Genomic DNA, 26,047 nt, shown 5'->3' with positions numbered 1-26,047 from the left:
TCTACTTAACTATTTACTACTAACAATTACTTATTAGTAAGGTAGGAAGATTGAGTGTAGGCTTGGTTCACACCTTCAACGGCCAGTTTGGTGTTTACAGCTGTAGAACCGCTAAGCAATCCGCTCATATAGCTTGTCCAGAGTATGGGCAATTTTTCCTTTTCGCCTTGAGTGGCTTCCAGGTTGAGGAGCTCGGTGATGAATGAACCGGTGCTGTAAGTATAGGTCACGGCATACGGGTAGTACCATCCGCCCCAGTTACCCCAGTAAGGTGCATCCCAGTAGCCTGGGTAGTTCCACCACCATTCGGGACGTCCGTAGTCATTAAAGTAGTAAGTGCTCTTGATGTAGCTGACCTGCAAACCGAGGTTGGCTTCTTCACGATCGTCTACACGGACAAAACCGCGATTGTTCATATTGGTAGCGTAGGCTTGCAGAATCTCCTGAGCGCTCTCGTCTTTCCAGTATTCAGCTTCTTTCTTATCACCGATGATAAGGATGCTGTCCGGCATGTAGTACGTTTGGAAAGCTTTGAAATCAGCTTTCGTGTCATAGTTGGTATAAACCAGATACTTGTTGTCCAGCTTATCCGTGTCAGGGTCTTTTTCGCAGGCTGCGAAAGTCAAGACCACCAATAATAGGGGAATTAATTTCTTCATACTTTTATAATGTTTAGGTTAAATATAAAAATCCTGCCCTGGTACCTCAGGCTTTTGGTACATGAACAAGATAAAAAATAAAAGGTTCAGAAGGGGGTATGTTAAAATTGTATTCTTGGTGAAAAAAGTCTTGTAGTGTACTGAATAAGTTGACACTTCAAAAATCGAAAATAAAGATGAAATATTCGAAAAAGAAGTACAACTATTACAGTGATGATGAACGAATGTCTTATATTCGTGAATATTTATCAAGTCCCGAGAGCAAATCTCAGTTTTGTAAGCGTAACGGCTTTTGTGCCAAGCTTCTTACTTATTGGCTTAACAAGTATCAAATGGAAGACAAAGTTATGGGTATATCACCTAAACCGGTAAATAGCGATGCTATTGATTCTAGTATTTCTGAGCTCCAGAAAGAACTATCGCTATTGCGTGCTGAGAACCGTAAACTTCATCGGGCTCTTGCTGATGAGAGTTTACGTCATGAGGCGTGCGAAGAACTCATCAATCTTGCTGAATCCACGTATCATATCAAGGTACGAAAAAACTCCGATGCCAAGTAATCGACACCTTGTCACAGAGGCACTCAACCCGACGCAAACATGGTTGTATAAAGTTCCTCTGTGATTACTTCGGCATAACCCGACAAGGTTATTACAAGCATGTGAACCGGCATTTGGAGGTTGATATCCTTACCACAAGCATCGTGTTGTACTGCAAGGAACTGTTGGAACTCATGCCTAAAGCTGGTATGCGCGAGTTATACGCCTGCTGCGTGAGTAAGTTTGGACCAAAGATGGTTATAGGTCGTGATCGTTGTTATGACATTTTTCGCTCCAATGGTTTGTGTCAACGTACAAGTCGCAAGCGTCCTAAAACAACGAATTCGAACCATAATTACTATATCTACCCCGATCTGTTGAATGTTACACCCAAATTTGTCGCTACGCGATTGGGCGCTATGGTAGTGGCGGATATAACCTACGTAAACACCGGTCAGGGCTGGGCTTACCTCTCGTTGCTTACCGATGCGGCAAGTCGTGCCATCGTGGGATATGCGCTTTACAAAACTCTTGAGACGGAGGGACCCTTGAAAGCTTTGGAGATGGCAATATCATTCTATGAGAAGTATCACATAGACATGAGCACTCTTATTCATCATTCCGACCGGGGTGTCCAGTATTGCTCAAATAAATATGTAGAGAGGCTTAAAGAGCATCAAATCAACATCAGTATGACGCAGTGTGGTGATCCTTTGCATAATGCATTGGCTGAAAGAATGAACAACACCATTAAAAACGGTTGGCTATTCGACTGTGATGATGAGAGCTTCGAGCAAGTAAGCAAGCGCATTGAAGATGCTGTATATGTATATAATCATGTGCGGCCTCATCAAGGGATAAACATGAGGACACCTATGGAAGTGCTCAGAGAAACGGTAGAATTTACAGCATAATACCCGCTCGTCGGGACGGGTGGTCCCGCCCCTTGCCGCTAGGGCGATCCCCGACCGAAGAGTTTTTGTTTGTTGGCAACATTACATTTTCCTGAAAAAGGCTTGCGTAAATAAAGGAAGATGCATAAATTTGCAAGCACCAACAAAAGACAACTAAAATAGGAATAAGAAAAACAAAAGTAAACCTGTTTAGATATTAAAGTATATTGAGTAAACTAATCCAGTTATAACAAACGAAGTTGTCAACTAAAACCAGTACACATCATCTTTAAGAAAGGGAACGCTCGTTCCCTCACGTAGGAACGCCTGTTTCCTTTAATGGGAACTGGAGTTTCCCTTAATGGAAACGAGCGTTCCCTTTCGTGGAAACGCTCGTTACTCTTAAAAGGAACCGATTTACCTGCCTGCAGACGATAAAACAAGTCCTTGTTATCAGTTTATTTCAGACTATCTATCTGATTGATCTTTTCTAATTCTTCTGCCGTGAATTTCGTATTTTTGATACTTTGCAGATTGTCATTTAACTGTGCTACAGAGCTTGCTCCGATAATGACTGAAGTAATCATATCATCTTTCAGTAACCATGCCAGAGCCATCTCAGCAAGAGTTTGTCCGCGTTGTGTGGCAATTTCGTTTAGGGCTTTTATCTTCTTCAGTGTCTCGTCAGTCAATGCTTCTTTTTTCAGGAAACCGCCTTTGGCGATGCGTGAGTCTTCGGGAATACCTTTCAGATAACGGTTCGTCAGCAGTCCTTGTGCCAACGGTGAGAAGGCGATGAAACCTGTTCCGTTTTCTTTGGCCTGTTGCAGAATACCTTCTTCTTCCGGTTCCCGGTTGAACATATTATATCTTCCTTGATAAAGCAAGCAATGCACATCTCTCTCTTCCAGATAGCGGTAAGCAAATTCGGCAGCTTCTTTCGGATATTTGGAGATACCCACGTATAAGGCTTTGCCTTGTCGGACAATGTCAACAAGAGCTTGCAGTGTTTCTTCCAATGGAGTTTCCGGATCATAGCGGTGCGAGTAGAAGATGTCTACATAGTCCAGATTCATCCGTTTCAGACTTTGGTTGAGGCTGTTCATCAGATACTTTCTGGACCCCCATTCACCGTATGGGCCGGGCCACATGTCATGACCGGCTTTGGTTGAAATGAACAGTTCGTCCCGGTAGGGCATGAACGATTTCTTCATAATCATTCCGAAGGTTTCTTCGGCAGAACCGTAGGATGGGCCGTAGTTGTTGGCAAGGTCGAAATGGGTGATGCCTTGGTCGAAAGCATAATGTGCCATCGCCTGGGAATTGGCCAGCGTGTTTACGTCGCCGAAGTTGTGCCATAAGCCTAAGGATATTTCGGGCAGCAGGATGCCGCTTCGTCCGCACCGGCGGTACTTCATACCATTGTCATACCGGTTGCTGTCGGGAGAGTAAATGGGGTTTATCATGTTATTGGGTTTAAGAGATTGTTCGGATACAAAAGTATACATTTCTTCCGGAAAAGACTTGTTTTGTTCATCAAAAGTATGAGGAATACAACTGATACCTCGATTTGAAACAAATTGTACTACAATTGGATAAGAAACTGTTGCCGGAAATTCATGGAGAGCACTATCTTTGCGGTGTAACAGTACAGAAAGGAATGAAGTTACGAGCTACAGGCTACAAGCTACAAGTGCCTTTCGGAACATAGCGCAGCTACTTGTAGCTTGTAGCTCGTAACTGATTCATAACCCTATAATAATGAAGAAAATAATCGCAACTATGGCAATCGGAGCTTGTTTGTGTTCCTGCGGCGGAAGCCAGAAGGAAGTGTATAAAGACTCTACCGCACCCGTAAAGGACAGGGTAGAAGATCTTTTGAAAAGAATGACTCTGGAGGAGAAAGTAGGTCAGATGAACCAGTTCGTCGGTGTGGAACATATCAAGGCAAACAGTGCCGTGATGACCGAAGAAGAATTGAAGAATAATACCGCAAATGCTTTCTATCCAGGTTTTACGGAGAAAGATATAGAGAAGTGGACGGAAGAAGGCCTGATCGGCTCTTTTCTGCACGTATTGACCATTGAAGAAGCCAACTATTTGCAATCTCTCGCAATGAAGAGCCGCTTACAGATACCTATTATATTCGGTATCGATGCCATTCATGGCAATGCTAATGCGCCGGATAATACGGTATACCCCACCAACATCAACCTTGCCTGTTCCTTTGATACGCTGATGGCTTATAAGATAGCCCGGCAGACTGCAAAGGAAATGCGTGCCATGAACATGCACTGGACGTTTAATCCGAATGTGGAAGTAGCCCGTGATGCCCGTTGGGGACGTGTTGGCGAAACGTATGGTGAAGATCCTTATCTGGTTACTTTGCTGGGCGTACAGTCCGTGAAAGGTTATCAAGGCAATTTGAATGGCAACGAAGATGTACTGGCTTGTATCAAGCATTTTGTCGGTGGCAGTGAACCCATCAACGGAACAAACGGTTCTCCCACTGATTTGTCAGAGCGTACACTTCGTGAAGTTTTCTTTCCTCCCTTTGAGGCAGGAGTGAAGGCGGGAGCCATGTCCCTGATGACTGCCCACAATGAACTGAATGGTATCCCTTGTCATAGCAATGAGTGGCTGATGCATGATATTCTACGTGGTGAATGGAACTTCCCCGGATTCGTAGTCAGCGACTGGATGGACATTGAACATATTCATGACCTGCATGCTACTGCCGAAAATCTGAAGGAAGCTTTTTATCAGTCTATTATGGGAGGTATGGACATGCATATGCATGGTATCCACTGGAATGAGATGGTAGTGGAGTTGGTGAAGGAAGGACGTATCCCCGAATCCCGTATTGACGAATCTGTACGCCGCATACTGGATATCAAATTCCGTCTCGGTCTTTTCGAACAACCTTATGCCGATGAGGCCGAAACCATGAAAGTGCGCCTTTGTGATGAACATCGTGCAACGGCTCTTGAGTCTGCCCGCAATGGCATTGTATTATTGAAGAATGACGGTGTACTTCCTCTGGACGCTTCCAGATATAAGAAGATCCTGGTGACCGGTATCAATGCCGACGACCAGAATATCTTGGGTGACTGGAGTGCTCCTGAGAAAGATGAAAACGTAACTACCATCCTGGAAGGTCTGAAGATGATTGCTCCCGATACTCAGTTTGATTTTGTAGACCAAGGTTGGGACCCTCGCAACATGGATCCGAAGAAAGTGGCTGAAGCTGCTGTACGTGCCAAGAGTGCTGATCTCAATATCGTAGTGGCAGGCGAATATATGATGCGCTTCCGTTGGAACGACCGTACGGACGGTGAAGATACCGACCGGTCGGATCTCGACCTGGTAGGTTTGCAGAACGAGTTGATAGAGAAAGTGGCCGCTTCCGGTAAGCCGACTATTCTTATTTTGGTGAACGGACGTCCTCTCGGTGTGCAGTGGGCGGCCGAAAATCTTCCCGCTATCGTAGAAGCATGGGCACCGGGGATGTACGGAGGGCAGGCAGTAGCCGAAATTCTGTATGGTAAGGTGAATCCGTCAGCCAAGTTGGCTATAACAATCCCTCATAGCGTAGGTCAGTTGCAGATGATATACAACCATAAGCCGTCACAATACTTCCATCCTTATGCGGCAGGCAAGCCAAGCACTCCGCTCTATCCGTTCGGTCACGGTCTTTCTTATACTACATATAAATATGATGACCTGAAATTGGCACAGAAAGAAATCACTAAGGACGGCACGGTGGATGTGAGTGTAAAAGTTACGAATACGGGCGACCGTGATGGAGTGGAGATCGTGCAACTGTATATCCGTGATAAATTCAGTAGCGTCACCCGTCCGGTGAAGGAACTGAAAGACTTTGCCCGCGTATCGCTGAAAGCCGGCGAAAGTCAGGTCGTGAACTTTAAGATCACTCCCGATAAACTGGCTTTCTATGATAAAAAGATGAAGAAGATTGTAGAACCGGGTGAGTTTATCGTGATGGTAGGTGCATCTTCTGATGATAAAGATCTGCTGAAAGATTCTTTCTTTGTGAAATAAAATAGGAGAAATAAAATACAGTTATTGCTTTTTTCTTTTAAGGTTATATCTTTCCGATGGTTAGGTATAACCTTTCTTTCTTTTATAACAAATCTTACCCCATAATAAAACAAATTCTACCATTCGGGATTAAAAAGAATGGTTATTTTTGTGACATGATACTATTTTAACCAATCAATATGGAAAACTCAAACTACATTATGAGGGAGATTACTCCCTTGTCCGACCGCGATTGTTTTTATATCGCCGACCGTCGCAAGACGGAGTTTACTTATCCTATCCACTGTCATGCCGAATTCGAACTAAACTTTACGGAACATGCAGCCGGTGTCCGCCGGGTAGTGGGAGACTCTGCCGAGGTGATCAGTGACTATGATCTGGTACTGATCACCGGCAAAGAACTGGAGCATGTGTGGGAGCAACACGAATGTACTTCGAAGGAGATACGGGAAATCACGATTCAGTTCTCATCCGACCTGTTTTTCAAGAACTTCATGAATAAGAACCAGTTCGACAGCATCCGACGTATGCTGGAAAAGGCGCAATGCGGCATTAGTTTCCCCATGCAAGCCATCATGAAGGTGTATAACTGGCTGGATAAACTGGCTTCCGAAGAACAGGGATTCTATGCAGTGATGCATTTTCTGCGCATTCTTTATGAATTGTCTTTGTATGATGATGCAAAGGTGCTGTCCAGTTCTTCCTTTGCTAAGATCGAGACGTTCTCTGACAGCCGCCGGGTGCAGAAGGTACAGAAATATATTGCCGATCATTATCAGGAAGACATCCGTTTGAATACTCTGGCGGATATGGTGGGCATGACACCGGTTTCGTTCAGCCGTTTCTTCCGTTTACGTACAGGGAAGACGCTTTCCGACTATATTATAGATATTCGCCTGGGGTTTGCTACACGCCTGCTGGTGGACTCGGCGCATACCATTGCCGAAATCTGCTATGATTGCGGCTTCAATAATCTGTCCAACTTCAACCGGATGTTTAAACGTAAAAAAGATTGTTCACCGAAGGAGTTCAGGGAAAACTATAGGAAGAAGAAGATTGTGATATGATAATATTGTATCATTATTATTCTTCGAAACCACGTACATTTGCAACAACGAACAAATCTTAGTTTTCTACCATGAGAAAAATATCACTTCTTTTTGGATGTCTGTTGTGTATGCTTGCTGCAACAGCGCAGATACGCGGTAATGAAATCCGTGTAATGGTTTCTCCTGATCATACCGATTGGAATTATCGTTTGAATGACAAATGTACATTTACCGTGAGAGTGCTGAAAGCTCAGAATCTTTTGCAGAATGTGACGGTGGATTATGAGCTGGGGCCGGAGATGTATCCTACCGAAGTCAAGAAAGGTGTATTGCTGAAGAATGGTGAATTAAAGTTGCAAGGGACGATGAAGACATCCGGATTCCTGCGTTGTAAAGTGACGGCACACGTAGGTGATCGTAAATACGAAGGATTGGCGACCGCTGCTTATGCTCCCGAACAATTGCAGCCTATTACGGAGTTTCCCGCGGATTTTCGTGAATTTTGGGCGAAAGAGCTGGAAGGCGCCCGCCGGACATCGCTTCAACCCTTGATGACTCTGCTTCCCGAGCGATGTACTGCGACAGTCAATGTCTATCATGTCAGCTTTCAAACAGATCGTTGGGGTTCCCGTTTCTACGGTATCCTTTGTGTACCGAAAAAAGAAGGTAAGTATCCGGCTCTGTTGCGTGTGCCCGGTGCAGGTATACGTCCGTATGCCGGAGATGTTTATACAGCGGAACAAGGTGCAATCACATTGGAAGTTGGCATCCATGGTATTCCCGTTACTATGGAGCAATCTTTTTATGATAATCTGATGAATGGTGCATTGAATGGTTACTGGACTTTCTGCCGGAATGATTTGAGGAATTTCTATTATCACCGGGTGGTTATCGGTGCTTTACGTGCGGTTGATTTCATCTGTGAATTGCCGCAATATAACGGGCAGGCACTTGGTGTGACAGGCTCCAGCCAGGGTGGGGCACTTTCTGTGATGACGGCGGCCCTTGATCCGCGCGTCACTTTCTTTGCTGCCGTTCATCCGGCACTGTGCGACCATGAAGCCTTTATGAAGAAACGTGCTTGTGGCTGGCCGCATTATTTCTATTATTATGGTGCTCCCGATGCTAAAGAACTGGAAGTGGTGCGTTATTATGATACGGCGAACTTTGCCCGTTGTCTTACAGTACCCGGTTGGTTCAGTTGGGGATATAATGATGATGTTTGTCCGCCGACTTCCATGTATGCCGCTTATAATGTGGTGACTTCTCCCAAAGAACTCCATCCATATCTTGAAACAGGTCATTATTGGTATCAGGAACAATGGGACGAATGGCTGGCATGGCTGTGGAAACAGTTGGGAATAGGGAAATGATAAAATTGTTACTAAAACCTGATAATATGAGACACTTATTCTTATTGACTCTTCTTTTATCCTTTTTGGGTGCATGTACTCCTAAACCTGTTGAAAGCTCATTCGTTCATGTGAATGCGAACGGACAGTTCATCCGTAATGGAAAACCCTATTATTATGTAGGTACCAATTTCTGGTACGGTGCCATTCTTGGTTCTGAAGGTGAAGGAGGCGATCGTGAACGCCTGCATAAAGAATTGGATTTTCTGAAAAGTATCGGTATTAATAATTTGCGTGTATTGGTAGGTGCGGACGGTGAAAATGGTGTGAAAACCCGTGTGCAACCTTCTCTGCAAGTAGCTCCCGGTGTGTATAATGATACTATTTTAGCCGGATTGGATTACTTCATGAATGAATTGCGCAAACGGGATATGACCGCCGTACTTTATTTGAATAACTCCTGGGAGTGGAGTGGTGGTTATTCTGTATATCTGCAATGGTCGGGACACGGTAAGGCTGTAGTGCCTGCAATAGACGGCTGGCCTGCCTATATGGAGTACGTGAAACAATTTCAGCAATCGGATAGCGCGAAGGTGTTGTTTGTCAATTATGTCAAAGACATCGTCACAAGAACAAATAGGTATAATCAGATAAAATATGTGGATGATCCAACGCTTATGTCCTGGCAGATAGGCAATGAGCCTCGCGCTTTTTCCGATGAAAACAAGGAGCCTTTCGTTAAATGGATGGCGGATGTTGCCGCTCTTATTAAGTCACTTGATTCCAATCACATGGTTTCTTCGGGAAGTGAAGGTGCTGCGGGATGTGAGGGGGACATTGCATTATATGAAAGAGTGCATGCAGATCCGAATATTGACTATCTGAATATCCATATTTGGCCTTATAACTGGGGATGGGTAAAAGCTGATAGTTTGAAAGAACTTCTTCCGCGAGCTAAGGAGAATACGAAGAAATATATTAATGATCACATGGTGGTTGCGCAGAAATATAAGAAGCCTGTGGTACTTGAAGAATTTGGCTTCCCTCGTGATGGTTTTCGTTTTTCTAAAAGCACTTCGACAGAAGTTCGTGATGAGTATTATCAATATGTATTTGATTTGATTCGTCAGGACCGGGAGAACGGCGGACTTTTTGCCGGATGTAACTTTTGGGCATGGGGTGGTTTTGCTGAACAGAATCCCGACCATATCTATTGGGAAAAGGGAGATGATTACACCGGAGATCCGGCTCAGGAAGAGCAGGGGTTGAATTCTGTTTTCGCAACGGATACTACTGTTGAGATTATAAAAACTGAAAATGCAAAATTGAAATAATATGATGAATATCTGGAAAAGTTTGTTGGCCGTTTGTCTGCTGACCGCAATGTTTGGGTGTGGGGCAGGTGCGTCTAAAAAAGCAAATCAGGAAGGTGCTGCAAAGCAGTTGCCCCGTCTGTGTGTGACTGGTACGCAATTGATGAATGAACAGGGCGATACGGTTGTACTGAAAGGTGTTAGTTATGGGTGGCATCAGTTTTGGCCTCGTTTCTATAATGCTTCTACCGTAGCTTATCTTTCAGGAGATTGGGGGGCGGAGGTGCTTCGAGCTTCTATGGGAGTGGACTTGGATAGTGCCTGCTATGTGTACAAGCCGGAGTTTGGCATTAAGTGTGTCACGACAGTAGTGGATGCGGCTATTGAAAATAATGTTTATGCAATCATTGACTGGCATAGCCATAATCTGCGTCAGGAAGAAGCCAAGGAATTCTTTGCACAAATGGCAACTCGTTATAAGGGTGTCCCTAATGTGATTTATGAAGTGTTTAATGAACCGGTGGAAGATAGTTGGGAACAAGTGAAGGCATACTCTGTCGAAATTATCAAAACCATCCGTGCCATAGAACCGGAGGCTGTTATTCTGGTAGGTTGTCCGCATTGGGATCAGGATATTCACCTGGCGGCAGATAATCCTATTACCGGCTATAATAATATAATGTATACTGTTCACTTTTATGCCAATACTCACGGACAATGGTTGCGTGACCGTACGGACTATGCTTTGAGCAAAGGGCTTCCAATATTCATATCCGAATGTGCCGGTATGGAGGCCAGTGGCGACGGTGCAGTAAATAAAGAAGAGTGGCAAAACTGGCTGGACTGGATGCAGCAACGTTCCATAAGTTGGGTAGCGTGGTCTGTTTCGGATAAGAATGAGACTTGCTCGATGCTTCTCCCCTCAGCTTCTTCTGATGGCGATTGGGCTGATCAGGATGTGAAAGAATGGGGGCAGATAGTACGCGATGAACTACAGAAAAAATAGAATCATATAATCAATTCAGACATTAGAGCAAAGGTATGGGACTGATACTGTTATTTTGTAAATATAGTATTAGTTCCAGATAAAATTGTACTTGTTTGCGTTACTGATATCATCTACCTTTGTCGTGAAAGATTTGTGACATATTAAATCTAATAATTATAGTATGAAGAACTTTATGTTGTTTCTGATGACGCTCTTCCTGAGCTGTCATGTGATGGCCCAACCAACCACAGTTACCGGTACAATTACTGACGGTACGGATGGTTCCCCTCTGATTGGCGCCAATGTCCTGGTAAAAGGAACCGGTACCGGTTCTATAGCGGACGTAAATGGGAAATTTAGTGTGAGTGTTCCGACCGGCAAAGACGTGCTGGTAATTTCCTGTATCGGATATAAGCAGCAGGAAATTACCTTGAAGCCGGGACTAAAAGTTGTGAATGTGGTAATGAAAGAAGACTCGGAACTTCTGGATGAAGTGGTCGTTGTAGGCTATGGTACAATGAAAAAGAGTGACCTTTCAGGTGCGTCGGTATCTATGGGCGAAGATAAAATTAAAGGCTCGATTATTACGAATCTTGACCAGTCTTTGCAGGGACGTGCAGCCGGTGTGACGGCGGTGCAGACTTCGGGTGCCCCGGGTTCAGCTTCCTCTATCCGTGTACGCGGACAGGCCACCATCAATTCTAATGCCGAACCGCTTTATGTGATAGATGGCGTGATTGTGCAAGGCGGAAGTACAAGCGGTTCTTCTTTAGGCTTTGGTGATGCGCTGGACAATGGTACTACGTCCACTATTTCCCCATTGTCAACCATTAACCCCGCTGACATCTTAAGTATGGAGATTCTGAAAGATGCTTCTGCTACAGCTATCTATGGTGCACAAGGTGCGAACGGTGTGGTTCTGATTACTACTAAGAGAGGTAGAGCCGGTGAAGCCAAGTTCTCTTACGATGGTATGATGGCTGTAAGTCGTCAAACCAAACGTTTGGATATGCTCAATCTCCGGGGTTTTGGAGGGTATTATAATGATTTTGTGGCTTCAGGCTTCGGGGGCGTGAAAGAAGATCCTTATTATAGTGATGTTTCTTTGTTAGGCGTAGGTACCAACTGGCAGGATGCCATTTTCCAGACAGCTTTCCAACAGCAACATCAAGTGTCGGCACAAGGTGGTACGGAGAAAATCCAGTACTATGTATCGGCCGGTTATATGGATCAGGAAGGTACTATCATCGGTTCTGACTTCAATCGTTTGTCTCTACGTGTAAATTTAGATGCGCAGTTGAAGAAATGGCTGAAATTGGGGTTGAGTGCTACGTTTGCCGATTCGAATGATGACATAAAGTTGGCTGATGGTGCCGAAGGTATTGTCGGTTTCGCTCTGACTTCTTTACCTGAGGCTCCTATTTATGACATTGATGGAAACTATGCCTCTTTTGCCCGCGAGAATTACAGCATTCATAACCCTATTGCCAAGGCTATGGAGCACAACAATATGTTGAATCGTAAGAAGCTTTCAGGTAATATTTACGCAGAACTGACACCAGTCAAGAATTTGACATGGCATGCGGAACTAGGTTATGATATTGGTTACAGTAAGGCAGAAGTGTATAACAACGCCATAGACTTGCCTAACTGGAAAGAAGCTAATGAAAGTAGTATTCAGAAAAATAACAATACTTTCTGGCAGTTGAAGAACTACGTGACTTATAATAACACGTTTGCTGAGAAGCATTCTGTAAGTGCAATGGTAGGTCAGGAATGCTGGGAAAGTAAATATGACTATACTAAAGTCGCTAACTCCAATCTGCCTTCCGACGCTGTACATAATCCGATGTTAGGTACTAATACCCCAACCATTGGTGCTGGTTTTGGCAGTAGTTCTATGGCTTCGTTCTTTACTCGCTGGACTTATAGCTATGACAACCGTTACAATGCTACCTATACTTACCGTTACGACGGTTCCTCAAACTTCGGCCCGAACAATCGTTGGGCAGGATTTCACTCTTTCGCTCTGTCCTGGCGCTTTACTAACGAGAAGTTCATGAAGAATATCAAATGGATCAGCAATGGTAAATTCCGTGCCGGTTGGGGGCAGACTGGTAATTCCAGTATTAATTCTTATGTGTGGGGTGTGAATATGCAACAGGTGTATACCTCGCTTGGAGCTGGTTACCGTCCGCAGAATATTCCTAATCTGGATGTGAAATGGGAGAAACAAGAACAGATAAATCTGGGACTTGACCTCGGTTTCCTCAATGATAGAATTAATGTAACTCTCGATTGGTATCAAAAGGAATCCAAGGATATGCTGATGGATTTGCAGATGCCTACTTACATGGGTACCTCGGGCAATGATAACTCTAAACTGCGAGCACCGATGGGTAACTACGGACACATCCGTAATACCGGATTAGAGTTGACGCTGAATACTCACCCGTTGGTTGGCAATTTCCAGTGGGACTCGGAATTCCAGATCTCTTGGAATAAGAATAAGTTGATAGCCTTGAACGGTACAGCCAGTTCGGCCATTATGGGGTATGCGCAATGGGGAAGTACATTGGTAAGCCTTTCTGATACAGGCGAAAGTCTCTACTCTTTTTATGGATATGTGACAGATGGTATTTATCAGGATCTTGCCGATTTGCAAACTTCACCCAAACCTGTGAAATATCCGGCGAATGGAGTGTTTGATGGTGCTAATACTGTATATGTGGGTGATATTAAATACAAAGACCTGAATGGTGATGGTGTGATAAACGAGAATGACCGTACCAATATCGGTTCACCCATGCCTAAGTTCACATTCGGGTGGAACAATACGTTCCGCTATAAAGGCTTTGACCTGAGTATTTTTATCAACGGAAGTTATGGCAATAAAGTGATGAATCTTACTAAACGCAATCTGACTACCATGAGTTCTCCTTGGGCCAATCAGCATGCTGATGTTTTGAAACGTGCCCAACTGGAACCGATTGATCCCTCTATTGTATATACCGACGGTACGAAGTGGTACAATCATGTGGAGAATGTACGTGTAGCCAATCCGAATGCTTCTTTACCGCGTGCTATTATCGGTGATCCTAACGATAACGACCGTATCAGTGACCGTTATGTGGAAGACGGTTCTTACATTCGTCTGAAGAATATTTCGTTGGGTTATACCTTCCCTAAAAAGTGGATGAGCAAGTGCGGTATAGAGAATCTGCGTGTTTACTGTAACATTCAGAATCTGCTGACCATTACAGGCTATGACGGCTATGACCCCGAGATAGGTGTCAGTACAATGTCTCCGAATGTATATGGTGTGGACTTTGGACGTTATCCTTCACCTACTACTTATTCCTTTGGTTTGAATCTCTCTTTTTAACCGTTTAAATAGAATAACACATGAAAGTATCAAAACTTAAATATATAGCAATGGGAGCGATACTGGGATTATCCTTCGTATCGTGCGAGGATTTCCTTGACAGACCCAATGAGGATAGTTACAACGATGGCAACTATTTCCAGAATGATGCCCAGACCAAAGTAAGTGTCAATACACTTTACAATTCACCGTGGTACGACTTTTTGAGTCGTGGATATTATAAAATTCCTGAGGCATTGTCGGGTAACTTGCTTTTGGGTGGAAGCCCTTATGCCAATTTTACGGTAAACGGCAGTGACGAAGATATGAAAAGTACATCTAACTCATTGTGGGCTGTCAATGCGCAGGCCAATACCATTTATAACCGATTGAAAACGGCCAATGCTTCTGAAAGTGTGAAGAATACCGCTATGGGCGAATGTCTGGCCTGGAAGGCGATGGCTTATTTTTATCTGGTACGTATTTTCGGTGAAGTGCCAATCGTTCATGATAACAGTTCGGAAATAGCGGCAGGCAATTACAATGAAAAATATAAAGTGAAAGCTGCCGACATTTATGAATATATCATTATGACCTTGGAAAAGGCCATTGAATTACTGCCGGAGGAAAATCAAGCCGGGCGTATAGACCGATGGGCTGCCAAAGGATTGCTGGCCAAAGTTTACCTGACAAAATCCGGAATCAACGCCAATGGAAACGGACAACGGGATGCAGATGACCTGGCTAAGGCTGCCAATTATGCTAAAGATGTCATCAATAATTCAGGTAAACAGCTGATGGCTAATTATGAGGATATTTTCAAAGGAGAAAATGACTTTTGTGATGAGAGTTTGTTTGGCTGGCGCTGGACTGCTGAACAAAATAATTATACCTGTGGAAACTGTCTGACTTCGGAACTTGCCATGAAGGGCTTTGAAACTTATAATTGTTGGGGTGATTGGACTGCACCTTCTGTTGACTTGCAGGATGCGTTCAGTGTTTCTCCGCTTGATAATCCTACTCAGCGGAACCAGAGTGATGCCCGCCGCAAAGCCACAATGATGATGGCTGGTGATAAGTATAGTTATTGGTGGCAGGACAAGGGAGGATTCAATTATCTGGATTTTCTTTATGATAAGGAATATGCACCCGGTTCTAATGACGGTTTGCAGTCGGGCACCGGTGCCAATATCGCTAAGCATCTTTATGGAAATACAAACGACCATATCAAGACGTTCGGTATCAGTCCGGGACAACAATGCAGCTCGTTGAGTACTCATGTGCTCCGTCTGGCGGATATATATCTGGTTTATGCCGAGGCTGTAATCGGTAACAACAATTCTACTACGGATGCAAGTGCCATTGACGCTTTTTATAAAGTTCGCCAGCGTGCTGTATCTGCTTACGAAAGACCTTCCAGTATCACTCTTGACCAGGTTTTGAAGGAACGTCGTTTAGAAATGGCCTTTGAAGGTGACTATTGGTTCGACCTTGTTCGTATGTCTTATTACGATGTAAATAAAGCAATGGATATCATTAAAGCGCAACGCCGTAACGGTTACTATGGATTACCCGATCTCTACAAAGAGTATAAGATGAATAATGTATGGAACGTAGATGAATCTACCATGTACTATGAGACTAATACTCCGAAACCTAATGTGACGGCATCTATTTTCAAGCTCCCCCTCCCTGACGAAGATGTGGTGTATAATCCCCATTTGCTGGATGAGGCTCAACACGTGGATGTAAGAACGGAGTTTGTTTATTAATCAGTTAAACAGTAATGAATATGAAAATGAATATATATTTCAAAGGGTTGGTAGTAAGTCTGCTGCTGATTGCGGGAATGTTTACTTCATGTGAGGACCAGCCTGATAAGTTTGAGCTAACCGGTGGTCTGCCCCAGGTGAGTTATATACGTATGCCTTATTTGGCACAGTCGGATTCGCTTATTGTGGAGGCTAGTCTGAAATCTGTTATTTGCCTTGTGGGTGATAACCTTACAAGTATCAAGGAACTCTATTTTAATGATCAAAAGGCACAGTTGAATACCAGCTATATCACATCTCATACTATGATTGTACAGATACCTGACAATATACCTGAAGAAGTGAGTGACAAAATTTATATGGTGACTGCCTCGCAGGATACGGTAGAATATGCTTTCCATGTGATCGTTCCCAAGCCAATGATAGCTTCTATGTCATGTGAATACGCTACTGCCGGAAGTGAAGTGACTCTTTATGGAAATTACTTCATTGATGATCCTAATGTGCCGCTTACTGTTATTCTTCCAGATGGTAAACAACTTACCACGTTTACAAAGCTCACTAATAGTACTATCACTTTCAGAATGCCCGAATGTGATACAGAGGGCTCTATTCGTGTAGCGTCTATTTATGGTGAAAGCACTTCTACGTTCCACTATCTCGATTCGCGTGGCCTTATGTTCGACTTTGACGGAAAGACTGGTTTGGGTAATCACGGCTGGCACGAAAGAGAAATCAAGACGGATGAAACCTCACTTACGGGCAACTTTGTCCAGTTGGGTGACGGTACATCAAAAATGAGTGTGGACGGTGGTTGGAACGACGGTGTATTTGCATTCGAATATTGGTGTGGTTCGTGGGATAGTCCGCAGAATGTGACATCGGGTGATGGTATTGCATTGCATAATCTGGTAGATTTTACAGATTTTGCTAATATGGCCTTGAAGTTCGAGATGTATATTCCTACGTCTAATCCGTGGAGTGCGGGTGCTATGCAGATTTGTTTTGCAGGTTATGACAAGGTGACGCTGAGTGGTAATCCTATAGAAGGATTTGACGGGGTTGTTGCAGGAGCCAATGCCAAGGTCTTTAATGGAGAAGACGGTTTAGGGGCATACGGTCGTGCGTTGTACCGCCCTTGGATGGATACCGGCTCTTACGATACCGGTGATAAATGGGTAACTGTAACTGTACCTATTTCCAACTTTACTCTCGACCGTTTAGGTGCAGCGGCTGAAAGTGTTCCCAGTTCACCGGGAGATTTTGCCAGTCTGACATTCTTCGTTGTAGGCGGAGGTGTGAATGGTACAGAGTGTACGCCGATTATCAAAATCGATAATATCCGTGCGGTTCCCAATAAATAACCTTTAAAGATACTATAGATATGAACAAGACATATAAACTTTCGGCACTTTGGATGATGTGCCTCATACTCTTGGGTTGCTTGTCATTTTCGGCCTGCGATGATGGAGATGAAGAAGATACTAACCAATATAAAGGTGGTATCAGCTTGAATGTGTTTGGTCCCAGTCCTGTAGCCCGTGGCGGTGTACTCCGCTTCCTGGGTAGCGGAATGGATAAGATACAATCTGTATCTATTCCCGGATGCGGGGAGATTACTGATATAGAAGTAATCAGTGCGAATGAGATACGCGTAACCGTTCCTCAAACGGCTGAAGTAGGGTATGTTACTCTGAAAACACCTACGGGAGAGATTACTACAAAGACTAAGATTACTTATACCGAGCCTATCGGTGTGGAGACGATTACACCTAATCCGGTGAAACCTGGCGATGTACTCACCATCAAGGGTGAATATCTGAATCTTATTAAAGAGGTGATCTTCTTTGAAGAGTTACCGGTAGGTGAGGCTGATTTCATCGCACACTCACGCCAGGAAATTCAGGTGAAAGTTCCAATGGAAGCAAAGACGGGTGACGTGACTTTGGCTGATGCTTCTTCCGATGATTCCGATGCTTTGCGTAACCTGATACAAGTGGAGGGAATTGTTATTATTCTGCCTTCTGTGGAAGCTCCGCTTGACCTGACTGCAAAGAAACCGGGTGATGAAATTGTAGTGAAGGGTAAAGACCTTGATTTGGTAAATACGGTGAAGATGCCAAATGGTGAAGAAGTGGAATTTGCATACGATAAATCTGAAGGGGGTGAAGAAACCATCACATTTATATTACCGAAAAATGCAACGGATGGAGCTGTTGTGATGATTCCCGCTTCGGGTGTGGAAGTAGCTATTGCCAACATTGGCATGGCACTGCCTGAAAAGGTAGTAGCAACTCCGGCTGACGGATTGCGCGGCGGTGATGTGATTACATTGACGGGTGTCAATATGGAACTGGTGACTACCATTACTTTCCCGGGTATGGAAGAGGCTGTAGAGCCTGCTTCGAAGAGTGCTACCGAGGTGAAAGTAGCGATGCCTGCTGCTGCCATCAGTGGTGAGTTGCTGCTGAACACGGCAAGTGGTACTTCCGTACCGGTGGCTATTACTACTCTGAAACCTGAATTCATGTCATTTGCCAATGATGCCGTTTCTTTGGGTGGTGATGTAACTATTCAAGGTAAGAATCTTGACTTAGTAGCTAAGGTGGTTTATACCGGTGGTGCCGAAGTGGAAGTTATTCCGGCTTCTGCGACAGAACTGACTGTAGAGATGCCTACTATGGGCACGGAATCCGGTGTATTGACATTGGTGATGGCAAATGGAGAGAGTGTTGAAACGGGAAAACTTACTATTAATGCTCCCGAGTTCTGCTACATCCCTGTATTGCCGGGTGAAGAAACGGAGTTAAAAGGTGGCGAGATATTCGAGATTGGGGTCGCAAATGGTGATAAACTGACAGGTGTTCAGGTAAATAGCCAGAATGTTCAGTATATCATCAACGGTGATAAACTCTATATAAGTATTCCGCAGGCAGCTGGTAAAGGGACTAAGGTAACATTGATTTCTTCTAACGGCACGATTGATTATAGCATTGATTTCGTTCCGGCGACTGAGATTACAACCGTCATCTGGACGGGTGTTGGTGATGTAGGTTCTTGGGGAGGCATGTCCGATCTTTCCTGGGGTGGCTATGACTGGTCTACGGTGACTGCCGGAACAGACTTAACAATTCATTTCGTTGAATATGAGACTGCTGATTATTGGCAAATGCGTTTTGGTAATGGTTCTTGGGCTGCATTGCCTGGCAGTGGTGGAGATATTTCACTTGAAGCCGGTGCTAAAAGCTATACGCTTACGTTGACTCAGGAAATGATAGATGAATTGGTTAATAATGGTGGGCTGGTTATGACCGGTTGCAATTACATCATTGGCAAGATTACCTTAACAGAACATATCAGCTTGGAAACTGCTGTGTGGAAAGGTAGCCTTGATATGGCAGCTTGGTCAGTGAATCATGAGATGAAACCTAACACCATGTTTGTGGATGCCGGACTGAAGGCAGGTATGACGTTGAGGCTCTATTTCGATGTGTATGATGCTGACAGTAAAGTGAAATTGTTCGATGGTCATTGGGGTGGTTTGTTTGATGGCGCGGAACTGGTACCCGATGCCAGTGGAGTGATTGCTATTTCTGTAGATGATGACTTGGCTACCAAATTGACGACTCTTATAGACTGGGGATATAGTTTTATTGTGCAAGGCACGGGTTGTACACTTACAAAAGTTACCATTGAATAGAATGCAATTCTTAAAGGGAGGAAAAGATGTCTCTTTCTGATACCCCTTTTCCTCTCTCAAACATCAAAATGTAGTAGATTATGAAAATAAATAAGATATGTGCTGCCCTGTTTGCGGCAACAGCCTTTGGACTTACATCCTGCACCGACACCGATGCGCAATATACCATTCCCGAAGTGGAGGCACCAGTACTGGTGTCCACCACTCCGGAGGCGAATGCCGCCAAGGTAAAGAGGGGCGAAATCACCATTGAGGTGAAGTATGACAAGAACGTGTTTTTTGCTACGAAAGACTTGGATAAGATTTCATTTACCGGCGGCACGCTGATCAGTGCTGACGTATATGGATCGAGTAACGTACTGACACTGACTGTGAATGTGCCCGGGCGCGAAACAGCTTGTACGCTCTCTATTCCCGAAGGCGTAGTGTTGGGACCGAACAAGGAGCCTGCTCCGGCAGTGTCTCTTCAGTTTACTACCGTTGCTTTGGATAAGACACCGGTAATGGCTACTTCGGCCAAAGCTATGAAGCTCTATGACTATCTGCTTGCCAACTACGAAACCAAATCGCTCTCAGGCATGATGGCCAAAGAGTCGTGGAATACAGACATGTCCGAACGCGTCTATCAATGGACGGGCAAATATCCTGCCATCAATACCTTCGACTATGGTCATCTGGCATGGTCGGTGGCAGGTGCCAACTGGATAAACTATGGAGACATCACTCCCGTAAAGGAATGGGCGGACAAAAATGGTATCGTGTCGTGTATGTGGCACTGGAACGTGCCCAAGGAAGCTCCTGCCGACTACATCACATTATGGAGCGGCGAACAGGATATGCCTGCCGACTGGAGTCAATCTGTGCAACTGAATAATGATGCCGCCAAAGCTATCTTTGCCACTGCCAAAGTGGGTGACGTGGTGCGTGTGGCTGTGAAAGATGTAGAAGAGGGTGCACAAGCTGCCTTTAAGCATGGAAGCACATGGGCAGGAATCACTCCCGAATACGAATACTTCGACATTACGGGTGATTTCACCATGCCCATTACCGAGGACATCCTCACGGTACTGAAGGAAAACGGCTTGATTGTAGGCGGTCACCACTACGTGGCTACTGGCATCTATCTGGAAGGCGAAGGTATCACTGGCGTTCCTGACCTTGGAACCGGATATGCTTTCTATAAAGATGAAACCAACTTTGATGCATCCAATGCCTTGATAGAAGGTACTTGGGAAAATAAATTCTTTGTGCAAGACCTTGCCAGTGTGGCAGGTTATCTGAAACTGCTAAAAGAAGCCGGCATACCTGTACTGTGGCGTCCGCTTCATGAAGCGGCGGGCAAGTGGTTCTGGTGGGGAAAAGACGCTGCTAGCTTCAAGGCCATCTGGATTGCTATGTTCGATTACTTCAAGGCGCAGGGATTGGACAACCTCATCTGGGTATGGACCGCTGAAACCGGTGATGAAGATTGGTACCCGGGCGACCAGTATGTGGATATTATCGGGAGTGATATCTACTCGAAGGATGTGGAAACTTGCGCATCGCGATATGTGGCTATTTCGGCTACATACGGCAACAAGATGATTACGCTGAGTGAGTGTGGTTCGGTAGGTAAAATCTCCGAGCAATGGGCTGCCGGTGCACGCTGGTCTTGGTTTATGCCTTGGTATGATGGTGAGGAAGAAGATGGAGCCCCGATAGTACATGCCGATGAAGCCTGGTGGAAGGATGCTATGGGACAGAGTTATGTGATTACTCGTGAAGAAGTGCCTTCTATGGAATAATTTTTCCTTCTTGTTATTTAGAATGAATTGAAATGTGGTAAGCAATAGAGCCTTTTTTCTGTTATCTTACCACATTTTTATTAATACATGAAATTTTATATGAAAATAAAGAACTTGTTACTGCTCATAATTGCGTTAATGCCAATGGAATTAATGGCTCAATCGGACATCGGTCTTAGTGTTTCTTATTTGCCATCCGATACTACGATATTAATTCATATAGCCAACAATGCCGATAAGACGATGCGAATACGAAATGACGATGGTTCCGGTTCCGGTAGTCTTGTACAATTTCATCTTAAAGATAAAGCGGGCAAGGAAATTTCATTGTATGATGCCGCTTTTTTTGAAGGCATAGACTATCAACGCTTTATAGATATTAATCCGCATTCGACTAAAACGTTTAGATACCGTTTGAAATTTTTGTGTCCTTCAAGCCATAGTGCTACAGATGTCTATTCAGTTGATGTTAGTTGCTTCATGAACTATTCAATTCCTGAAAAAGAGCTATATGAATTCTTTCATAAGGTTTTATCTGTCAAGACAAAGTAAGGTCGGAAGATTCATTCGATATGTAGAACATGAAATTAATATAGCAAAGGGATAAAATCGTATCACTATCTATTCTATTCATCAGCTATCTTTGTGCTGTGAATTCGGATAGTATTTATGAAAAAAATCATTATATGAAACTTAAATTTATAGCCATTACTTTAGCGGTGAGTGCCTTGGCTGCTTGCAGCCCTTCAAAGAAAGAAAAGGTGACGGATGACGGAGCCATTTCTGCGCGTACCCCCGAGACCGAGAACCTGCTCGCCAATCTTAAAAAAGTATCATCCCGCGGCTTTATGTTCGGTCATCATGACGACACCAACTATGGCATCGGCTGGGAAGGCGATGAAGGGCGTTCCGATGTAAAGAGCGTCTGTGGAGACTATCCCGCAGTCATCAGTTTCGACCTGGGACATCTGGAACTGGGCGATACGTTGAGCCTGGACAAAGTGCCGTTCAGCAAAATCAGAAGAGAGATATTGAACCAATATAAAAGAGGAGGGCTATCCTCTCTTAGCTGGCATCTGCGCAATCCGCTGACAGGGGGAGACTCCTGGGATGTGTCAGATACGACGGTGGTGAAGTCCATTCTGCCCGGCGGAGCCAATCATGAGAAGTTTGCAGGCTGGGTAAGTAAAGTATCGGCTTTCATCAACTCCCTGCAAACGGAAGACGGAGTGAAAGTTCCGGTACTCTTCCGCCCGTGGCACGAACATACGGGCAGCTGGTTCTGGTGGGGAGAGAAGCTCTGTACGCCTGAAGAATATAAAGCCCTCTGGCACATGACGGTGGACATCCTCCGGGGTGATGGAGTGGACAATGCCCTGTATGCCTATTCCCCCGGCAGTGAACCGCAAGATACGGCACAGTATCTGAAACGCTATCCCGGTGACGACCTAATAGATGTAATCGGTTTCGATACCTATCAGTTCGACCGCCCTTCTTATCTGGCGAATGTGGGCAAAAGTCTGGCTATCGTAGACAGTATAGGCCGGACGCACGATAAAGTGATTGCCATCACCGAGACGGGCTACGAAGGCATCCCCGATCCGAAATGGTGGACTGAAACCCTGTTGCCGGCCATTGGAGAGTATCCGATAGCCTACGTCCTGGTGTGGCGCAATGCCCGCGAACGTGTCACGCATTTCTATGCCCCCTATCCCGGACAGGCGTCAGCCGAAGATTTCGTAACATTCTATAATCATCCCAAGACCCTTTTTGCGACAGACGTAAACTCTTTGTATAAATAAGATAAACAACGAATATGGAAACTTTTAATGATAAGGTATCAAGACTCTTTCAGGAACACGAGGAGTTGATCACGAGAAAGAATGAACCGGTGGAAGGTGGCAACGGCATATTTACACGTTATAAATATCCGGTGGTGACGGCTGCCCATACGCCTGTTTTCTGGCGCTACGACTTGGATGCAGCGTCCAATCCCTACCTGATGGAACGTATCGGCATGAATGCCGCGCTCAACTCCGGCGCTATCAAGTGGAATGGTAAATACTTGCTGTTGCTGCGCATGGAGGGGGCCGACCGTAAGTCGTTCTTTGCCGTGGCGGAAAGTCCTAACGGTGTGGATAACTTCCGCTTCTGGGATTATCCCGTCACGATGCCCGAAGACGTGATACCGGCTACCAATGTCTATGACATGCGCCTCACCGCCCATGAAGACGGATGGATTTATGGTATCTTCTGTGCCGAGCGTCATGATGACAATGCCCCCGTGGGCGATTTATCCTCGGCAACGGCTACGGCAGGCATTGCACGTACCCGTGATTTGAAGACTTGGGAGCGTCTGCCCGACCTGAAAACTAAGAGCCAGCAACGTAATGTGGTGCTTCATCCCGAATTTGTAGATGGCAAATATGCCCTTTACACCCGTCCGCAGGATGGATTTATTGATGCCGGAAGCGGCGGCGGCATAGGCTGGGCCTTGGTAGACGACATGACACACGCGGAGGTGAAAGAGGAAACCATCATCGACCAACGCTACTACCACACCATCAAGGAGGTAAAGAACGGTGAGGGTCCGCATCCGATAAAGACGGAGAAAGGCTGGTTGCACCTGGCTCATGGGGTGCGTGCCTGCGCTGCCGGACTGCGTTATGTGCTCTATATGTATATGACCGCCCTGGACGATCCTACACGCCTGATAGCTACTCCAGGCGGTTACTTTATGGCTCCTGAGGGAGAAGAACGTATCGGTGACGTAAGCAATGTGCTCTTCACCAACGGCTGGATTGCGGATGAAGACGGCAAGGTGTTCATCTATTATGCCTCGTCGGACACGCGGATGCACGTAGCCACTTCTACGGTGGACAAGCTGGTGGATTACTGCATGAATACGCCGGTGGACGGATTGTCCTCTTCGGCTTCGGTGGAGACGCTGAAGAAACTTATTAGTAATAATTTGCAACTCATGCGGAAATAAATATCTTTGTGCCTTTATCAGCCCGTCAGTGAATGGCATTCAGTCCGGGACTGAAATAGGTTCACTCCTGGACTGAACCCTATTCAGTCCAGGACTGAATTCACCCCCGCTCAGAAGGGTGTGTGGACGCGGTGGCAAAGTTTGCGTATCGATGGTTATAAATCTTTAATTTAATAGTATGGCAACACTGAAAGAGAAAATTGGTTATGGCTTTGGTGATATGTCTTCCTCTATGTTCTGGAAGATATTCTCCTATTATCTGCCTATATTCTATTCTAATATATACGGGCTGAGTCTGGCGGATACGGGCGTCCTGCTGTTGGTAACGCGCATTTGGGATGCGGTGTCCGACCCGATGATGGGCATCATTGCCGACCGAACCCATACGCGATGGGGAAAATACCGTCCTTATCTGCTGTGGATTTCTCTTCCGTTTGCCGTCTGCGGTATATTGATGTTTACCACGCCCGACTTCGGGCCTACGGGGAAACTTATCTGGGCATACGTCACTTACATTCTGATGATGACGGTTTATACAGCTATCAATGTTCCATACGGGGCTATGCTGGGGGTGATGACGGATGACTCGGACACGAAGACGGTGTTCTCTTCCTACCGGATGTTCTTTGCATACGGTGGTAGTTTCATAGCCTTGTTTGCCTGGGAGCCGCTTTGCACGTGGTTCAGGGAGATGACCGGTTCGGTGACCGTCAGTTGGCAATATTCCATGATTGTGATTGCTGCGTTGTGCTTCGTCGTGTTCCTGCTATGTTTCAGCATGACGAGGGAGTACGTGAAGAGCGTATCTACGGTTTCCATCGGGAAGGACTTCAAATCGTTGCTTGCCAACGTGCCTTGGTGGTTGCTTATCGGAGCGGCATTGTGCTCCAACCTGTTCAATACGGTGCGTGGCGCTACGGCTGCCTATTTCTTCAAAGACTACATAGGCGACAGTATATTCCTGAACCTGGGTGATTTCACAATCCTGTTTTATGCCGGGCTGTTCCTGGGTGTGGGAGAGGTTTCCAATATGATAGGTGTGGTGCTGGCAGTTCCCCTTTCGCGCGGACTGGGCAAGAAATCCACCTATATCGCCACGATGGCGGCACTGGCGGTATTGAGCATTCTGTTCTTCTATCTGCCTTGCACACCGGCGGGCTTCTGGATGATGCTGATTATGCAAATCGTCATATCTATTTGTACGGGTATCGTTTCACCGTTGATATGGAGTATGTATGCCGACGTTTCGGACTATGCCGAACTGAAAGACGGAACGGCTTCGACCGGGCTTATATTCTCATCTTCGTCGATGGCGCAGAAGTTTGGCGGCGCTATGGGCGGGGCGGCTGTGATGTGGATACTGGCATCCTTCGGTTATAATACGGCTGAGGGTGCCGTGCAAACGGAGGAGGCGCTGACCGGTCTGAACTTGCTTATGAGCTGGATACCGGCTGCTGTGGCAGTGCTGGCTATGGTGGTCGTGTACTTCTATCCGTTGACGAAGAAGCGCGTGGAGGAGATTAACGAGAAACTGAAACCCATACGGGCGAAGGGTATGGCTTGACTTTCATTCCCCAAAC

At 45.3% G+C, this 26,047-nt stretch carries 18 protein-coding genes; 16 read left to right on the top strand and 2 right to left on the bottom strand.

Going from position 1 to position 26,047, the window contains the following annotated elements:
- Positions 1 to 26: 26 nt before the first annotated feature.
- Positions 27 to 659, bottom strand: a complete 633-nt coding sequence (locus K6V21_RS02020; protein ID WP_217713760.1) for a DUF4136 domain-containing protein — start codon at positions 657 to 659, stop codon at positions 27 to 29.
- 176 nt (positions 660 to 835) lie between these two features.
- Here K6V21_RS02020 and K6V21_RS02015 point away from each other — a divergent pair, with 176 nt between their 5' ends.
- A complete protein-coding gene (locus K6V21_RS02015; protein WP_224319826.1) occupies positions 836 to 1,219 on the top strand; it encodes a transposase in 384 nt (127 codons plus the stop codon).
- Positions 1,220 to 1,227: 8 nt separating this feature from the next.
- Positions 1,228 to 2,112 carry an IS3 family transposase gene (locus K6V21_RS02010; RefSeq protein WP_254888453.1) on the top strand — a complete coding sequence of 295 codons (885 nt, stop codon included), beginning with the start codon at positions 1,228 to 1,230 and terminating at the stop codon, positions 2,110 to 2,112.
- Between the two features lie 437 nt (positions 2,113 to 2,549).
- Here the strand turns inward: K6V21_RS02010 and K6V21_RS02005 are convergent, their stop codons facing one another.
- Positions 2,550 to 3,557 (bottom strand): aldo/keto reductase, encoded by a 1,008-nt coding sequence (locus tag K6V21_RS02005; protein ID WP_217713759.1) that lies wholly within the window; start codon positions 3,555 to 3,557, stop codon positions 2,550 to 2,552.
- A 295-nt stretch (positions 3,558 to 3,852) separates the two neighbouring features.
- On the opposite strand from K6V21_RS02005, the gene K6V21_RS02000 reads away from it, so the two are divergent.
- From K6V21_RS02000 to K6V21_RS01935, 14 genes are all read left to right on the top strand, one after another.
- The gene (locus K6V21_RS02000; RefSeq protein WP_224320695.1) at positions 3,853 to 6,153 is read left to right on the top strand and encodes a glycoside hydrolase family 3 N-terminal domain-containing protein; all 2,301 of its coding nucleotides are present in this window, start codon (positions 3,853 to 3,855) and stop codon (positions 6,151 to 6,153) included.
- Positions 6,154 to 6,332: 179 nt separating this feature from the next.
- Positions 6,333 to 7,220 (top strand): helix-turn-helix domain-containing protein, encoded by an 888-nt coding sequence (locus K6V21_RS01995; RefSeq protein WP_007211754.1) that lies wholly within the window; start codon positions 6,333 to 6,335, stop codon positions 7,218 to 7,220.
- A gap of 71 nt (positions 7,221 to 7,291) precedes the next feature.
- Positions 7,292 to 8,575: an acetylxylan esterase gene (locus K6V21_RS01990; RefSeq protein ID WP_224320694.1), complete on the top strand. Its 1,284-nt coding sequence runs from the start codon at positions 7,292 to 7,294 to the stop codon at positions 8,573 to 8,575.
- Between the two features lie 26 nt (positions 8,576 to 8,601).
- Positions 8,602 to 9,888 carry a glycoside hydrolase 5 family protein gene (locus K6V21_RS01985; RefSeq protein ID WP_224320693.1) on the top strand — a complete coding sequence of 429 codons (1,287 nt, stop codon included), beginning with the start codon at positions 8,602 to 8,604 and terminating at the stop codon, positions 9,886 to 9,888.
- 1 nt (position 9,889) lies between these two features.
- The gene (locus K6V21_RS01980; protein ID WP_217713754.1) at positions 9,890 to 10,873 is read left to right on the top strand and encodes a glycoside hydrolase family 5 protein; all 984 of its coding nucleotides are present in this window, start codon (positions 9,890 to 9,892) and stop codon (positions 10,871 to 10,873) included.
- Between the two features lie 163 nt (positions 10,874 to 11,036).
- Positions 11,037 to 14,240 carry a SusC/RagA family TonB-linked outer membrane protein gene (locus K6V21_RS01975; RefSeq protein WP_410490258.1) on the top strand — a complete coding sequence of 1,068 codons (3,204 nt, stop codon included), beginning with the start codon at positions 11,037 to 11,039 and terminating at the stop codon, positions 14,238 to 14,240.
- A 20-nt stretch (positions 14,241 to 14,260) separates the two neighbouring features.
- Positions 14,261 to 15,991, top strand: coding sequence for a RagB/SusD family nutrient uptake outer membrane protein (locus K6V21_RS01970; RefSeq protein WP_224320692.1), 1,731 nt, complete (start codon positions 14,261 to 14,263; stop codon positions 15,989 to 15,991).
- 20 nt (positions 15,992 to 16,011) lie between these two features.
- Positions 16,012 to 17,355, top strand: coding sequence for a glycan-binding surface protein (locus tag K6V21_RS01965; protein ID WP_025834435.1), 1,344 nt, complete (start codon positions 16,012 to 16,014; stop codon positions 17,353 to 17,355).
- A 20-nt stretch (positions 17,356 to 17,375) separates the two neighbouring features.
- Positions 17,376 to 19,691: a hypothetical protein gene (locus K6V21_RS01960; RefSeq protein WP_224320691.1), complete on the top strand. Its 2,316-nt coding sequence runs from the start codon at positions 17,376 to 17,378 to the stop codon at positions 19,689 to 19,691.
- An 80-nt stretch (positions 19,692 to 19,771) separates the two neighbouring features.
- The gene (locus K6V21_RS01955; protein ID WP_224320690.1) at positions 19,772 to 21,475 is read left to right on the top strand and encodes a glycosyl hydrolase; all 1,704 of its coding nucleotides are present in this window, start codon (positions 19,772 to 19,774) and stop codon (positions 21,473 to 21,475) included.
- 99 nt (positions 21,476 to 21,574) lie between these two features.
- Positions 21,575 to 22,027, top strand: a complete 453-nt coding sequence (locus tag K6V21_RS01950; protein WP_147330719.1) for a hypothetical protein — start codon at positions 21,575 to 21,577, stop codon at positions 22,025 to 22,027.
- A gap of 134 nt (positions 22,028 to 22,161) precedes the next feature.
- Positions 22,162 to 23,277, top strand: coding sequence for a glycoside hydrolase family 26 protein (locus K6V21_RS01945; protein WP_224320689.1), 1,116 nt, complete (start codon positions 22,162 to 22,164; stop codon positions 23,275 to 23,277).
- A gap of 14 nt (positions 23,278 to 23,291) precedes the next feature.
- Positions 23,292 to 24,467: a glycoside hydrolase family 130 protein gene (locus tag K6V21_RS01940; RefSeq protein ID WP_007217201.1), complete on the top strand. Its 1,176-nt coding sequence runs from the start codon at positions 23,292 to 23,294 to the stop codon at positions 24,465 to 24,467.
- Between the two features lie 178 nt (positions 24,468 to 24,645).
- A complete protein-coding gene (locus K6V21_RS01935) occupies positions 24,646 to 26,031 on the top strand; it encodes an MFS transporter (RefSeq protein WP_007217204.1) in 1,386 nt (461 codons plus the stop codon).
- Positions 26,032 to 26,047: the final 16 nt, after the last annotated feature.

The organism is Bacteroides cellulosilyticus (assembly GCF_020091405.1).
Classification (GTDB): Bacteria; Bacteroidota; Bacteroidia; order Bacteroidales; family Bacteroidaceae; genus Bacteroides.
Note: the sequence above shows the minus strand (reverse complement) of the source record. Positions and strands in the feature narration are given on the sequence as shown.

Coding starts and splice junctions, on each gene's coding strand:
- K6V21_RS02020 (WP_217713760.1), bottom strand. CDS start 659: ATGAAGAAATTAATTCCCCTATTATTGGTGGTCTTGACTTTCGCAGCC.
- K6V21_RS02015 (WP_224319826.1), top strand. CDS start 836: ATGAAATATTCGAAAAAGAAGTACAACTATTACAGTGATGATGAACGA.
- K6V21_RS02005 (WP_217713759.1), bottom strand. CDS start 3,557: ATGATAAACCCCATTTACTCTCCCGACAGCAACCGGTATGACAATGGT.
- K6V21_RS02000 (WP_224320695.1), top strand. CDS start 3,853: ATGAAGAAAATAATCGCAACTATGGCAATCGGAGCTTGTTTGTGTTCC.
- K6V21_RS01995 (WP_007211754.1), top strand. CDS start 6,333: ATGGAAAACTCAAACTACATTATGAGGGAGATTACTCCCTTGTCCGAC.
- K6V21_RS01990 (WP_224320694.1), top strand. CDS start 7,292: ATGAGAAAAATATCACTTCTTTTTGGATGTCTGTTGTGTATGCTTGCT.
- K6V21_RS01985 (WP_224320693.1), top strand. CDS start 8,602: ATGAGACACTTATTCTTATTGACTCTTCTTTTATCCTTTTTGGGTGCA.
- K6V21_RS01980 (WP_217713754.1), top strand. CDS start 9,890: ATGATGAATATCTGGAAAAGTTTGTTGGCCGTTTGTCTGCTGACCGCA.
- K6V21_RS01975 (WP_410490258.1), top strand. CDS start 11,037: ATGAAGAACTTTATGTTGTTTCTGATGACGCTCTTCCTGAGCTGTCAT.
- K6V21_RS01970 (WP_224320692.1), top strand. CDS start 14,261: ATGAAAGTATCAAAACTTAAATATATAGCAATGGGAGCGATACTGGGA.
- K6V21_RS01965 (WP_025834435.1), top strand. CDS start 16,012: ATGAAAATGAATATATATTTCAAAGGGTTGGTAGTAAGTCTGCTGCTG.
- K6V21_RS01960 (WP_224320691.1), top strand. CDS start 17,376: ATGAACAAGACATATAAACTTTCGGCACTTTGGATGATGTGCCTCATA.
- K6V21_RS01955 (WP_224320690.1), top strand. CDS start 19,772: ATGAAAATAAATAAGATATGTGCTGCCCTGTTTGCGGCAACAGCCTTT.
- K6V21_RS01950 (WP_147330719.1), top strand. CDS start 21,575: ATGAAAATAAAGAACTTGTTACTGCTCATAATTGCGTTAATGCCAATG.
- K6V21_RS01945 (WP_224320689.1), top strand. CDS start 22,162: ATGAAACTTAAATTTATAGCCATTACTTTAGCGGTGAGTGCCTTGGCT.
- K6V21_RS01940 (WP_007217201.1), top strand. CDS start 23,292: ATGGAAACTTTTAATGATAAGGTATCAAGACTCTTTCAGGAACACGAG.
- K6V21_RS01935 (WP_007217204.1), top strand. CDS start 24,646: ATGGCAACACTGAAAGAGAAAATTGGTTATGGCTTTGGTGATATGTCT.